Source organism: Synechococcus sp. RS9909 (assembly GCF_014279595.1).
Classification (GTDB): domain Bacteria; phylum Cyanobacteriota; class Cyanobacteriia; order PCC-6307; family Cyanobiaceae; genus Synechococcus_C.
In genome coordinates, this window is sequence record NZ_CP047943.1 from 156,279 (window position 1) to 169,684 (window position 13,406).

Sequence of the window (13,406 nt, forward strand, 5' to 3'; positions counted from 1 at the left end):
CGCTGTGTTGCCTGGGCTCAGGCCTTGCAGGAGCCGTGGCCGAGGCTCCAGCGCCAGTTGTTGATCTCCGGAGCATCGGTGCCGTGCTCGTAGGCGTAGGCGCGGTGCATCTGGATCTCGTCCTTCATCTGCTCCTTCACATGGGCGGCGCGGGAGCCGAGCTTCTCCACCCGATCGATCACATCGATCACCAGGTCGTAGCGGTCGATCTGGTTGCTGATCGCCAGCTCGAGCGGCGTGTTGATGTTCCCCTTTTCCTTGTACCCACGCACATGGAAGTTGTTGTGGTTGGGGCGGTTGTAGGTGAGGCGGTGGATCAGCCAGGGATAGCCGTGGAAGTTGAAGATCACCGGCTTGTCGGGGGTGAACAGGCTGGCGAAATCCACATCGCTGAGGCCGTGGGGGTGATCCTTGGGTGCCGCCAGGGCAAACAGCTTCACCACATTCACGTAGCGGATCTTGATGTAAGGAATCCGCTCCCGCATGATCTCGATTGCCGCCAGACACTCCTTGGTGGGGATGTCGCCGGCGGAGGCGAGCACCACATCCGGATCATCCGGTTCAACGCCGCAGTTGTCGTTGCAGGCCCACTCCCAGATGCCCGCACCCTTGGCCACATGGCGGCGGGCCTGATCCAGGGTGAGGTATTGCAGATGCTTCTGCTTATCCGACACGATGATATTGGCCACATCGGTTTCGGTGAGCGCCGTTTCGGCCACCGCCAGCAGGCTGTTGGCATCCGCCGGCAGATACACCCGGGTGATGCTGCCCTTCTTGTTGCCGGCCAGATCGATGAAACCGGGATCCTGATGGGTGAAGCCGTTGTGGTCCTGACGCCACACGGTGGAGGAGATCAGGCAGTTCCAGGGGCCGATCGGGGCACGCCAGGCGATCTCTTCGCAGTGCTCCAGCCACTTGCAGTGCTGGTTATACATCGAGGCCACCACATGGGCGAAGGCCTCATAGGTGTGGAAGAAGCCGTTCCGCCCTGTGAGCAGATAGCCATCCATCATGCCCACCAGGGTGTGCTCGGAGAGCATCTCCACCACGGCCCCATCGCGGGAGAGTTCGCTGCCGTTGAGGTCTTCCGGCAGGAAATCAGCCATCCACACCTTCTTGGTGGCGCCATACACGGCCTGCAGACGGTTGGAGGCGGTTTCGTCGGGGCCGAAGAGGCGATAGCCACCGGGGTTGAGGCTGATCAGGTCGCGGATCAGTTCGCCCAGGGGATAGGTGTTTTCCTTCTCGGTGGTGCCGGGACTCGTGACCGGCACCTCGTAGTTGCGCAGATCGGGGAAGAAGAGCTCCTTGCGCAGCTCACCGCCGTTGGTGTGGGGGTTGGAGCCCATGCGGCGATCCCCCTTCGGAGCCATGGCGCGGATCTCTTCGCGCACAGCGCCGTTGTCATCGAAGAGTTCCCAGGGGCGGTAGCTCTTCATCCAGTCTTCGAGCAGGCGCAGGTGGCTCTCGTTGCTCTTCACATCGGCCACCGGCACCTGGTGGGAGCGCCAGAAGTTCTCGATCTTCTTGCCGTCGATCTCCTGGGGGCCGGTCCAGCCCTTGGGGGAGCGCAGCACGATCATCGGCCAGCGGGGGCGGAAGGCCTCGCCACTGCTGCGGGCCTGGTCGCGGATCGCCCGGATCTCCAGCACCGCCTGCTCCATCGCCACCGCCATCTGGCGATGCATGGTCATCGGGTCGGAACCTTCGACGACGATCGGGCTCCAGCCATAACCCTTCAGCAGGCTGTCGAGTTCCTCGTGGGGGATGCGGCTGAGGATCGTCGGGTTGGCGATCTTGTAACCGTTGAGGTGCAGCACCGGCAGCACGGCACCGTCTTTCACCGGGTTGATGAACTTGTTGATGTGCCAGCTGGTGGCGAGGGGGCCGGTTTCGGCTTCACCGTCGCCGACGCAGGCGATCGTGATCAGCTCCGGGTTGTCGAACACCGAGCCGCAGGCGTGGGAGAGCACATAACCGAGCTCGCCGCCTTCATGGATCGAACCCGGCATTTCGGCGGTGCAGTGGCTGCCGATGTGCCCGGGGAAGGAGAACATCTTGAAGAACTTCTTCAGCCCCGCCTCATCGAGTGATTTGTCGGGGTAACGCTCGGTGTAGCTGCCATCGATGTACACGGGGCCGCGGGCGCCAGGAGCACCGTGACCGGGGCCCGACATGTAAATCATGTCGAGGTCGTATTTGTTGATCAGCCGGTTGGCGTGGGTCCAGATGAAGGCCTGGCCGGGGCTGGATCCCCAGTGGCCGAGCAGGCGATTCTTGATGTGTTCCGGTTGCAGCGGCTCGCGCAGCAGCGGATTGTCCTGCAGGTAGATCATGCCCACGGCCAGGTAATTGGCCGTGCGCCAGTAGGCATCCAGGCGCTGGAGTTCCTCCTCCATCGGCGCCTGCACGTGCGCGGCGGCGGCCTGATAGGGCGTGGTGGTCATGATCCTGTCTATCCAGGGTTCACTACGCGGAAGGTAGCCATGGCCTCCGGGCCTGGTCGTCAACAACGGCACATCGACACCGTGCGGTGGCCCACGTCAGCGGCTCACCGGGAGCATCAGTGGGCAGCGTTTGCCTTTAAGGTCCCCCAAATTACGGACCGACCCGGCATGGTTCTCCCCCTGGAGCTGGCCCAGCTGCCCGAGATCCTCACCCAGCTCAGTAGTCACGATCTGGAGGTGGCCGAGACCCTGATCGGGGTGATCCGCTTCCTGCTGATCTTCGTGGCGGCGCGCACGATGGCGGAAGTGCTGGTGCGGCTGCAGTTGCCCACCATCCTCGGCGAGCTCCTCGCAGGTGTGATCATCGGCGCCTCCGGCCTGCATCTGCTGGTGCCCCCCGACACCCAGGCCCAGCTCAGCCAGAGCTTTGTGTCGCTGATCAGTGGCCTGGCGGCGATCCCACCCGACACGATCCCGGAGATCTACAACGAGACGTTCCCGTCGTTGCAGGCGGTGGCGACGCTCGGTCTGTATGCGCTGCTGTTCCTCACCGGGCTGGAAAGCGAACTGGATGAACTGGTGGCGGTGGGCGGTCAGGCCCTCACCGTGGCCGTGGCCGGTGTGGTGCTTCCCTTCGCCCTCGGCACCTTCGGCCTGATGAGCCTCTTCCACGTGGAGCTGATCCCGGCGATCTTCGCCGGGGCGTCGATGACGGCCACAAGCATCGGCATCACCGCCAGTGTGTTCGGAGAACTCGGTTACCTGAAAACGCGTGAGGGGCAGATCGTGATCGGCGCCGCCGTGCTCGACGACATCCTCGGCATCGTGATCCTGGCGGTGGTGGTGTCGCTGGCCAGCGGCGGTTCCCTGGCGATTGCACCGATCGTGAAGCTGGTGGCTGCGGCGATCGTGTTTGTGGTGGCGGCGATCGGCCTCAGCCGCACCGCGGCCCCCGCCTTCGACTGGTTGATCGACAAGCTCAAGGCGCCGGGGGAAGTGTTGGTGGCCTCCTTTGTGATCCTCTCGTTCAGCTGCTTTGCGGCCACGGCGATCGGTCTTGAGGCGGCCCTCGGCGCCTTTGCCGCCGGCCTGATCCTCAGCGGCTCCAAGCACAACCACGCCATTCAGCAGGCGGTGCTGCCGATCGTGACCCTGTTCGCCACGATCTTCTTCGTGCTGGTGGGTGCGGGTATGGATCTGTCGGTGATCAACCCGCTCGATCCGGCCAGCCGCTCGGCCCTCGTGGTGGCCGGCTTCCTGCTGGTGATCGCCATCGTCGGCAAGATCGCCTCGGGTTGGGCCTTCCTCAGCGACAAGCCCACGCGCCGCCTCGTGGTGGGTCTGGGGATGATGCCCCGGGGCGAAGTGGGTCTGATCTTTCTCGGCCTGGGCACCAGTGCCGGCCTGCTCTCACCCTCGCTGGAGGCGGCGATTCTGCTGATGGTGATCGGCACCACCTTCCTGGCCCCGATCCTGCTGCGCCTGGTGATCGGTGGCGACAAACCCGACGATGGCGACAGCGTCGATGAGGCGGTGGCGGCCGATCCGGTTGGCTTGATCTAACGCCGCGCCAGCAGCAGAAACAGGCTCCAGCCCACCGTGATCAAGGCCAGGCTGGAGCCCCAGCCTGGCCCGAGCGTCCAGCTGAGCAGCAACTGCAGCACCAGCCCCACGGCGAGGGCCAGCAGCAGGCTGCTGATCACCAGGGCCACCTGCTGGCCACCGTGGCTGAGGGGCCCCTGGGTCAGGCTCTCCTCCAGGCGCTGCAGCGGGCCGCTGAGGGGGATGTAAAGCGCCAGCGCCCAGAACAGGCCACCGCGCAGCATGGCGGGATCCACCAGGGGGCCGAGGCCGCCGCTCCACTCGTTCACGATCCGCGCATCACCAGGGCTGCCTAGCATCGCCAGCCCAGTGGGCGATTGCGGTGACCCTTGCTCCAGATGCTGCTCCGACCCGCCAGGTCGAGCCCTGGCGCTTCCGCGGCCATGCCGTGCACAGTCTCAGCTGCGGCCCCAGTGCCTCCTCCGGTGCTGAACCAGGCCAACCGGCCCTGCTGCTGGTGCATGGCTTCGGTGCCTCCACTGAGCACTGGCGCCACAACATCCCCGTGCTCAGCCGCAGCCATGAGGTGCATGCCATCGATCTGCTCGGCTTCGGCCGCAGTGCCAAGCCGTCGGAGCTCGCCTACGGCGGTGCCCTCTGGCGCGATCAGCTGGTGGCCTATGTGCAGGAGCGGATCGGCCGCCCCACGGTGATCGCCGGCAACTCCCTCGGTGGCTTCGCGGCTCTGGCCGCCGGCGCTGCCCTTGGCCCGGAGGCCGCCGGCGTGGTGCTGCTCAATGCGGCTGGACCGTTCAGCGACGAGCAGCAACCCGCCAAGGGCTGGGGCGCGATCGCCCGCCAGACGATCGGTGCGGCGCTGCTCAGGAGTCCGGTGCTGCAGCGCTTGTTGTTTGAGAACCTGCGCCGGCCGCGCACGATCCGGCGCACCCTCAACCAGGTGTATCTCGATCGCACCAACGTCGATGACGCCCTGGTGGAGGCGATCCGCCGCCCCTCGCTTGATCCCGGAGCCTTCGGGGTGTTCCGCACCGTGTTCGACATCCCCCGCGGTCAGCCCCTTGATGAGCTGTTTGCGCAGTTGCAGGCTCCGCTGCTGTTGCTCTGGGGCATCCGCGATCCCTGGATCAACGCCGCCGGCCGGCGCGCCAGTTTTCAGCGCCATGCCCCGGCGGCCACCACGGAGGTGGTGCTGGAGGCGGGCCATTGCCCCCACGATGAGGTGCCGGATCAGGTGAATGCGGCCCTGCTCGAGTGGCTGGCGAGCCTGCCGAGCCAGTCGTCAGGTCCATGTCGGCCAGAACACCGGTGATTCATGGTCGCGGCGGTACTTTCCCGCCAACCTGGATCCAACGGATCAATGGCCATGACGCTCACGCAGCAGTCCGCGCCCTACGCCCATTGGGAGTATGTGCACCCCGACTCGGGTGATCGCCTCCGGCTCGTGCCCGAACGGGGCGGCCTGGTGAGTGAGTGGCGCTGCGATGGCCGCGAGGTGCTCTATTTCGATCAGGAGCGTTACGCCGACCCCACCAAGAGCATCCGGGGCGGTATCCCGGTGCTGTTCCCGATCTGCGGCAATCTCCCCGGCGATGTGCTGCCGCTGGCCCGTGGCGAGTTCACCCTCAAGCAGCACGGGTTTGCCCGCGACCTGCCCTGGCAGCTGCAGCTGCTGGAGGATCAGGGCGGTGTGCGCCTCAGCCTCAGCGACAACGCCGAGACCCGGACGGCCTATCCCTTCCCGTTTCTGGTGGTGATGGAGGTGCGACCCGTGCCCCAGGCCCTTGAGATCAGCGTCACGATCCGCCATCAGGGTGATGATCACCAGGGTGAGGAGCCCACGAGCGACGTGGCCACCGAAGCGATGCCCTTCAGCTTCGGCCTCCATCCCTACTTCAAGGTCACCGACCTGAGTCGCACCCACCTGGAGGGGTTGGCGCCGGTGTGCCTGAATCATCTGGAGATGGCCGAGGCTGACACCGCCTCCCAGCTGGCCCGTCTGCCCGAGGGCGTTGATTTCCTCACCCGCCCCGCCGGCCCGGTCACCCTGGTGGATGACGTCGCCGGCACCCGGTTGCAGCTGCAACATCTCGATCCGATGGATCTCACCGTGGTGTGGACCGAGCCGCCGCGGCCGATGATCTGCCTCGAGCCCTGGACCGGGCCGCGGCAGGCGCTGATCAGCGGCGATCGCAAGCTTGTGCTCGCTCCCGGTGAGAGCCGCACGCTCGGCTGCCGTTATGTGATCAGCTGAATGTGATCAGCTGAGCGGATATGGCGTCGCCACCCCCGGCAGGCGGCCGCGGCTCAGTTGCTGCAGCGGATCAAATTCCCGCTTCATCGCCTCGATCAGGGGTCGGGCGGGGGCATCGAGCCAGGCCGGTAGGGCCGCGCTGGGATCGGTCGGCTCCGGCTGGACCAGCACCGTGAGCTGACCGCCCAGCTGGGCCACCCGTTGCCGCACCGCCTGCACCGCATAGGCAGGCGTTGCTGAAGGATCGGCTGCGCTGGTGCTCACTTGCCAGAGGTCGCCGCTGCCGGCCCCCGCCGCCAGCTCGCCCCGCCAGCCGCTGAGGCTGGCCAGCTCCCGGCTGGCGAGCAGGTCGGCGACCCGGGCCGGCGGCAGGGCCAGACGCAGGAGCCAGGCGCAGGGGCCTGTGGGAGCGGCAGGGGCTGGCAGGGGGCTGCCCCAGGCGTGTCGTTCCGCGCCCAGCTGGTGGTGCGCGGCGAGGGCCTCGAGGCGGCTCAGCTGCGCCTCCACCGCCGCATCACTGACGCTGGCGATTCCCACCTGGATGCGCCAGGCGGTGTCGGGCGCGCCTTGCCAGTTGATCCACTCCGGGGTGAGCGTGCTGGCCACCACCTCAGCGCGCCAGGCCTCCAGCGCCTGGAGCTCGCCGGCCAGCTGCAGTTGGGCCCGGGCTGGCCGGATCGGCTGGGTGCGCAGGGTGAGGCTGTGGATCAGGGCGAGGCTGCCCCAGCTGCCGCAGAGCAGGCGCATCAGGTCGTAGCCGGCCACATTCTTGACGACGCGGCCGCCCGCCTGGGCGCTGATGCCGTCGCTGCGGAGCAGGCCGATGCCGATGATCTGGTCGCGCACGCCCAGGTGCCGCTGGCGCAGGCCACCGCTGAGGCCCCGCGCCACCAAGCCGCCGATGCTGCCGGCGGACTGGCAGGGTTCCGGCAGGAGGGGCTCGGGCCTGCTGCCCCAGGGCCAGTCGATCGGCAGCCACTGGTTGTGCTCCGCCAGGGCGGCCTGGAGCTCGGCCAGGGGCAGACCCGCCTCCACGGTCACGGTGAGATCGTCGACGGCGTGGTGGAGGATCCGCTTGAGTTGCCTGGTGCTCAGGCGGGGCTGGGCGCCGCCATCGGCGGCTGGTTGCAGCGGTGCTCCCCAGTGCAGTCGCGTGCCGAGGCCACAGGGCACCCAGGGGTGGCCGTTCTGGTGCAAGCCGCGCACGGTGTCCTGCAGTTCACCCAGGCCGTTGGGTGCGATCAGCTCGTGATGGCGCGGTGACGCGGTGATGGCAACAGAGGCTCGAAGGCCATGATCGTGCCATGACCATCGTGGTGATCGACGACGACCCCACCGGCTCCCAGACGGTGCACAGCTGTCCGTTGTTGCTGCGCTGGGATCAGGACACGTTGCGCCGGGGCCTGCGCCATCCCTCGCCGTTGCTGTTTGTGCTCGCCAACACGCGGGCCCTCGCGCCGGCAGCCGCTGCAGCCCGCAACCGGGAGATCGTCAGCACCCTGGTGGCGGCCCTGGCGGCGGAGGCGATTCCGCCTGAAGCGGTGCAGCTGGTGAGTCGGGGTGACTCCACCCTGCGCGGCCATGGTGTGCTCGAACCCCAGGTGCTGGCGGAGGTCTGGCAGGACAAGGTTGGCCCGGTGGATGCCACCTTGCATGTGCCCGCTTTCCTGCCGGGGGGGCGCACCACGGTGGGAGGGGTCCATTTGCTGCATGGCGAGCCGGTGCATTTGTCTGCCTTTGCCCAGGACCGCGTCTTTGGCTACAGCACCAGCGATCTGGCCGCCTGGCTGGAGGAGAAGAGCGCTGGTGCGATCGCCGCCGCCTCAGTGGCTCGGCTCGGAGGGGAGCTGCTGGATCAGGCAGACCTGGTGGGATGGTTGGCGGCTCTCAAAGGCAACCGACCGGTGGTGGTCGATGCGGAGCGGCCGGAGCAGCTCGCGGCCCTCGGCGCTGCGGTGGAAGCGCTCAGGGGGCGCAAGCGTTTTCTGTTCCGTTCCGCCGCCAGCCTGCTCAATGGCCTGGTGGATGGGGGGCGGCTGGCGCCAGGCCAACGGCCATTGGGGCCTCAACCGCGCGATGCCGCCAGCCTGGCGGCCCTGCGTCGCCGTGAGGCCACGGGCCAGGCGCTGCCAGGGCTGGTGCTGGTGGGGTCTCACGTACCCCTGGCGGACCAGCAGCTGGCGGCGCTGCTGGCGGAGGAGCGTTGCGTGGGCCTGGAGCTGCCAGTGGCCCGGATCGCCCGGGTGCTGGAGGGTGGCAGCGCCGATCTGTTGCTGGCGGATCTGGAACGGGAGTGGTTGGCGCGGTTGCGGGAGGTGCTGGCGGCTGGGCGCACGCCGGTGTTGTTCACCAGTCGGGGTGAGTTGAGTTTCGGGGGCGATGCCGCGGCCATCGAACGACGCCTGGCCTTCGGGATGGAGCTGGCCCGGTTGATGGCCCGTCTCGTGGCGGCGCTGGCTCCCCAGCTGGGCTACGTGATCAGTAAAGGCGGAATCACCACCGGCACTGTGCTGGCGGAGGGGCTGGGGCTGGAGGCGGTGCAGCTGGAGGGTCAGCTGCTGCCGGGCTTGTCGCTGGTGAGGCCCATGGGTGTGGATCCAAAGCCCATGGGTGATTGTTCTGATGCTGATCGTGATGCGGTGGCTGGGCTGCCGATCCTCACCTTCCCAGGCAATCTCGGCGACCCGAGCACCCTGGCGGAGGCCTGGCGTTGGATGGAATGGGGCGGGGCGGGGAATGCTTGAGGCAAAGGCTGCGGCTTTGTTGTCTGCGAGCTCCCTCGACTCAACGCCATGTCGTCACCCAACAATCCTCAAGCTCGAACTGGGCCTGAATCTGCGCGATCCAAGGCTTCTCCCGACTGTCTCGATTCCGACAGCCTCCATTCCGACAGTGTCCATAGGTATGACGCATTGTCATACCTATGGACAGCCGAGGCATCGACAAGACCCCCCGCAACATCAGCCGCATCAGGCCCTGCGCCGCTGGATCCTGTGGTGAGTGTGCGCGTCCGAACCACCACCTTGGCCGAGCTGGAGTGGCTCAAGCGCCGTCTCGGCATGAATCGGAGCAACTGCATCCGGATGGCCGTTGAGCACTACCTCGCCGCCCATCGCCTGGAGTCTGTGGCCGGCGAGCAGTCGCGCCTGATTCAGGAGTTGGAGGGGTGGCCAGCTGTGGAGACAGGGCTCTGGAGTGGCGACATCGTGCGTTTGGCCACGCCGCTTCGGATCAATCGCTCCCAGACGAGCGACCTGGCCGTGGTGTTGCAGGCCAGCCCCTGGGTGGGCACCCATCCCACCCTCAGTGTTTGTCCCATGGACACCACGAGGACGATCGGCCAGGGCCTTCAACCGCGTGAAACCGTGGCGCCTCAGGTGCGCCTCTATGAACAGCCGACCCCCATGACCGATCTCCCCTTCCCCTTTTTCCTGATGTTGGATCGTGTGAGTTGGGTGGATCGTCAGGCGGTGCTTCGGCGGCACGGGCGTCTCAGCGATCAGGCGATGCTGCGTCTGCGTTCCGCATTGATGCGCTGGTTCGCTTGTTCCCCTGGGGGGCAGTCGCTCTGAGGCGCTGACAATCCGGCAGATCGGGCCAGCAGTTGCATCGGATGCAGGACCTCCGGACCATCGACGTCCAGATGGCGGCGCAATTGCAGGCTGCAGCCGATGTTGGCGCTCGCGATCACGCTGGCACCGGTGCCGCTCAGGTCTTGTGCCTTGATCTGGCCGAGCTCGGCCGCCTCGGCCGGCTGCACCAGGTTGTAGATGCCGGCGCTACCGCAACACACGCCCGCTTCGGTGGCCTCGCGCAGCTCCAGCTCCGGGATCGCCCGCAGCAGCTGGCGTGGCTGGGCGGCGATGCCCTGGCCATGGATCATGTGGCAGGCATCGTGATAAGCCACGGCGATCGGCAGCGGTTGCAGGGAGCGGCGGAACGCGTCTGAGAGGCCCCGGGCCGCCAGGAATTCATGCACGTCTTGCACCGGCCAAGGGAAACCTGTCTCCTCACCGGAGTCTGCGTCTGGCCCTTCAGCGAGAATCGCGTTGTAGGCCTTCATCGTGTGACCGCAGCCGGAGGCCGCCACCAGCACCGCATCAAGGCCCTCAACTCCCGCAGCCGCCTCGAAGCTGCGGACCAGATCGCTGGCCAGTTCCCGGGTCTGTTCGAGTTGCCCCTGGTGGTGGCTCACGGCACCACAACAGCCCTGATCGGCTGGGATCACCACCTCGAATCCGTTCGCCTGGAGCACCGCCACCGTCGCCCGATTCACATCCGGATCGAAGCAGCGCTGCACGCAGCCAAGCACCAGCCCCACCCGGCCGCGGCGTTCGCCCCGGGCCGGATTCCGCAGGGGAAAGCGATCTCTGAACCCCTCCGGGGCTAGGGGCGGTAGCAGCGCCTCCATGGCCGCCAGCTGGGGTCCGAGCCAGCGGGGCAGGCCGGCGCGGCGGGCCAGGGTCTGGAGCGGTCCTCCTGCGTAGACGCGCAGGGGGGTGAGCAGGGCGCGCAGCCGGCGCGGATAGGGGAGCACCGCCAGCAGCAGCTGGCGGAGGCTCTGCTGCCAGGGAGAGCGCAGCTCGGCCTTATTCAGCTTTGGGCGGGTCGCTTCGATCAGCTGGTCGTAGCGCACGCCGGAGGGGCAGGCGCTGACGCAGGCGAAGCAGCCCAGGCAGCTGTCGAAATGGGATGCCACGGTGGCATCGAGGCTCAGCTCGCCCGCTTCGATCGCCTTGAGGGTGTGGATGCGCCCCCGCGGTGAATCCATCTCTGTGCCCAGCACCCGGTAGCTGGCGCAGGTGGGGAGGCAGAAGCCGCAATGAATGCAGGGGTCGGTGGGGTCAGCGATCGCCATGGCGCCATTGTGATGGGCTGATCCGGATTCCGGCTTGTTGCAGCCGGCGCCTGAGGGTGGTGTCGTTGCGTTCCCGCAGGCTGTTGACAACAGGAGAATGCCCGTAGCCGTGCAGCGTGGTCTGGGGATTGCACGTGAGCGGGGCTCGCAGCCAGTTCACGATCAGGGCATGGCGCACGATGGGGCTGCGATTGCTGCTGGAGGCGTGAAGGGTCCAGGGGGTGTGGACCGTGGCGTCGCCGAAGGCCATCGGTGCCGCCACGGTGGGGAACCTCTCCGGCAGGCCGATGGGCGCACTGACAGCGGCCTGGGGTTGATGCAGAAGGCAATGGCGATGGCTGCCCGCCATGAACTTGAGAGGGCTGTTCATGGCATCCATTGCCTGCAGCGGGATCCACACCGACAGGGCCTCCAGGCTGTCGCTGGCGATGAAACGGGCGTCCTGATGCCAGGCGGTGCCGGGGTCCCCGGGGTTTCGGCTGTACAGGGTGACCGCCAGCAGTTCCAGCGGTGCTCCCTTGAGGTCGCAGGCGCGATCCAGACGCTTGAGGAGGCTGGGGGTTCGCAGCAGCCGTGCCAGGGCAGGCAGTTCATCCTGAAGAAACCAGAGGTGTTCACCGCTCTGTCGCCAGATGGCAGCGGAGTCGATGATCCGAGGGATGAGCTCGCGCAGTTGGAGGCGTGTCGTTGGATCGAGAAATCCCGGAATGAAAACGAAACCGTCTCGGTTGAAGTGGGCTTCAGTCAGTTGCACGGCTCAGCAGATACAGCTTGAGCATCCAGTTGTTGGGGGGGGTTGCCGTCGGCATCAGTTTGAAGTGACTGAAGCCGATTCGGTGGTTCGGTTGGTGATGGTGTTGCCAGTGGATCTGGCGCTCCAGACTGCGCTTCAGGGCGCTTGCGGGCAGCCAGGGGCGCACCTGGGCCATGAGGCGATCGACGGCCGGATCGGGCCAGGCACTGCCCTGTTGCAGTCGTCCGGCAGGGAACAGTTCGAAGCCGAGATGGCTCAGACCATCGTCTCCCCAGTCGAAGGTGGCCGACCAGGACAGGGCGTCGCAGTCGAGCAGATGCTTCAGCTCGGGATCCTCCAGCGCCGGGTGACGTCCCCGGAGCCAGGCGGTCTGGCCGGCACCGGTGAGGTTCAGGCGCCAGCGGCCCTCACGATGGGCGGGGCGACCCGGAAACAGGCCGAGATGGCTGATCGCAACAGTCTCCCCAGGCAGGGTCTCGGGCCAGGGTCGTGACGCGATCGTCCCTTGGGCATTCGACTCTGGCGGCAGCAGTTCGTTGCGCAGGCACTGCAGGGCCTGCACGGTGTGGATCTGGTGGTTCATCAGCCGCAGGAACAGTCCCGGTGGCCCTTGGAAAGGTTGGTCGAACTCCAGCCAGGGATTTCGCAGACCGCCGCGGCCGCTGCTGAGGGCCCGATCCAGGGCCTGCAGAAGGGGTGACCAGGCGTCCCACCCCCGGCGTGCGCTGGGGTGGGGAACCGGTAGGGAGAGATCCGCTGGCGCGTCGGGATTGTTCAGTGGTATCTCGAGCAGCGCCACCGCTCCGATCGGCGGGGTGGGGCTTCGCATCACACAGCTCTTCGCATCACACGTAGCAGTGCAGGGTGGTGCGGGATTGGTTCAAGCGTAGAAATCCTCCCAGCACCACCCTGGAGCGTGGACCCAGCGTCGGTCGGATTCGATGGGGGTGAACTCCAGCGTTGAACAGCAGCAGATCACCAGCTGCCAGGTCGTGCTGTTCCCGATTGGCAAGGATCTCCAGCTCACCCCCGCCGCTGGCGGCCTGCAGTCCGTAGAGGAAACTCATCTGCAGATTCGGGTCGAACAGGGTGTCGGTCAATCGACCGGTCTCGACCAGGTTGCAGTGATTCCAGTCGCGCTCGCAGTGATCCGGGATGGTGCCCCCCGGTGCCATCTCCCGCAGGGCCCAGCCCGGCAGGGGGGTGCCGTCGGCAAGCCGCAGAGGATGAACAGGCAGCTCGAACCGCTGTTCGAGCCAATGGCAGAGGGGCTGGAAGAAGAGTTGATCGAGCCGTTGGCAGGGTTGACTCGGTCGCGCCTGAAGGTTGTGTCGATAGCGATCGGGATCCGTGCCGACGCAGCTGCGGGGCAGGGTGCGCCCCCATGGCGTGTTGGCCCAGGCCCCTTGATACTGAGGGCTGCGCAGCTCATCGCAGACCGTGCTGATCGCTTCGTGATCCCAGCCCGGTCGGTCGTGACGGAGAGCCAGCTCGCCCGCCAGGACGCTCTGAAGCAGCGTCGGCGTCAACTGG

Annotated in this window: 12 protein-coding genes; 5 read left to right on the forward strand and 7 right to left on the reverse strand. The window is 66.8% G+C overall.

What is annotated here, in order from left to right; all coding sequences use genetic code 11:
• Positions 1–17 precede the first annotated feature (17 nt).
• Positions 18–2,447: a phosphoketolase gene (locus tag SynRS9909_RS00825; RefSeq protein WP_007100976.1), complete on the reverse strand. Its 2,430-nt coding sequence runs from the start codon at positions 2,445–2,447 to the stop codon at positions 18–20.
• 168 nt (positions 2,448–2,615) lie between these two features.
• On the opposite strand from SynRS9909_RS00825, the gene SynRS9909_RS00830 reads away from it, so the two are divergent.
• A complete protein-coding gene (locus tag SynRS9909_RS00830; RefSeq protein ID WP_007100975.1) occupies positions 2,616–4,010 on the forward strand; it encodes a cation:proton antiporter in 1,395 nt (464 codons plus the stop codon).
• Here the strand turns inward: SynRS9909_RS00830 and SynRS9909_RS00835 are convergent.
• On the reverse strand, positions 4,007–4,348 hold the full coding sequence (locus SynRS9909_RS00835) for a hypothetical protein (RefSeq protein ID WP_007100974.1): 342 nt from the start codon (positions 4,346–4,348) through the stop codon (positions 4,007–4,009). The two genes, SynRS9909_RS00830 and SynRS9909_RS00835, sit on opposite strands and share 4 nt — an antisense overlap.
• A gap of 23 nt (positions 4,349–4,371) precedes the next feature.
• Here SynRS9909_RS00835 and SynRS9909_RS00840 point away from each other — a divergent pair, with 23 nt between their 5' ends.
• The gene (locus SynRS9909_RS00840; RefSeq protein ID WP_007100973.1) at positions 4,372–5,319 is read left to right on the forward strand and encodes an alpha/beta fold hydrolase; all 948 of its coding nucleotides are present in this window, start codon (positions 4,372–4,374) and stop codon (positions 5,317–5,319) included.
• A 48-nt stretch (positions 5,320–5,367) separates the two neighbouring features.
• Positions 5,368–6,261, forward strand: coding sequence for a galactose mutarotase (locus tag SynRS9909_RS00845; protein WP_038000953.1), 894 nt, complete (start codon positions 5,368–5,370; stop codon positions 6,259–6,261).
• A 6-nt stretch (positions 6,262–6,267) separates the two neighbouring features.
• On the opposite strand, the gene SynRS9909_RS00850 is transcribed toward SynRS9909_RS00845, so the two are convergent.
• Complete coding sequence (locus SynRS9909_RS00850; RefSeq protein WP_038001736.1) at positions 6,268–7,506, reverse strand: FAD-binding oxidoreductase; 1,239 nt, start codon at positions 7,504–7,506, stop codon at positions 6,268–6,270.
• A gap of 59 nt (positions 7,507–7,565) precedes the next feature.
• Between SynRS9909_RS00850 and SynRS9909_RS00855 the strand changes: the two genes are divergently transcribed.
• Together SynRS9909_RS00855 and SynRS9909_RS00860 are read left to right on the forward strand one after the other, a co-directional pair.
• Complete coding sequence (locus tag SynRS9909_RS00855; protein ID WP_007100970.1) at positions 7,566–9,005, forward strand: four-carbon acid sugar kinase family protein; 1,440 nt, start codon at positions 7,566–7,568, stop codon at positions 9,003–9,005.
• A 252-nt stretch (positions 9,006–9,257) separates the two neighbouring features.
• Positions 9,258–9,833 carry a type II toxin-antitoxin system PemK/MazF family toxin gene (locus tag SynRS9909_RS00860; RefSeq protein ID WP_162858304.1) on the forward strand — a complete coding sequence of 192 codons (576 nt, stop codon included), beginning with the start codon at positions 9,258–9,260 and terminating at the stop codon, positions 9,831–9,833.
• On the opposite strand, the gene SynRS9909_RS00865 is transcribed toward SynRS9909_RS00860, so the two are convergent.
• Genes SynRS9909_RS00865 through SynRS9909_RS00880 form a run of 4 tightly spaced genes read right to left on the reverse strand, consistent with a single transcriptional unit; the run spans position 9,761 to position 13,402 of the window.
• Positions 9,761–11,119 (reverse strand): (Fe-S)-binding protein, encoded by a 1,359-nt coding sequence (locus tag SynRS9909_RS00865; RefSeq protein ID WP_007100968.1) that lies wholly within the window; start codon positions 11,117–11,119, stop codon positions 9,761–9,763. The genes SynRS9909_RS00860 and SynRS9909_RS00865 overlap by 73 nt on opposite strands.
• Positions 11,106–11,873 (reverse strand): phytanoyl-CoA dioxygenase family protein, encoded by a 768-nt coding sequence (locus tag SynRS9909_RS00870; protein ID WP_007100967.1) that lies wholly within the window; start codon positions 11,871–11,873, stop codon positions 11,106–11,108. Before SynRS9909_RS00870 ends, SynRS9909_RS00865 begins: the two co-directional genes overlap by 14 nt.
• A complete protein-coding gene (locus tag SynRS9909_RS00875; protein ID WP_007100966.1) occupies positions 11,860–12,702 on the reverse strand; it encodes a hypothetical protein in 843 nt (280 codons plus the stop codon). Before SynRS9909_RS00875 ends, SynRS9909_RS00870 begins: the two co-directional genes overlap by 14 nt.
• Before the next feature lie 16 nt (positions 12,703–12,718).
• Positions 12,719–13,402, reverse strand: coding sequence for a hypothetical protein (locus SynRS9909_RS00880; protein WP_007100965.1), 684 nt, complete (start codon positions 13,400–13,402; stop codon positions 12,719–12,721).
• Positions 13,403–13,406: the final 4 nt, after the last annotated feature.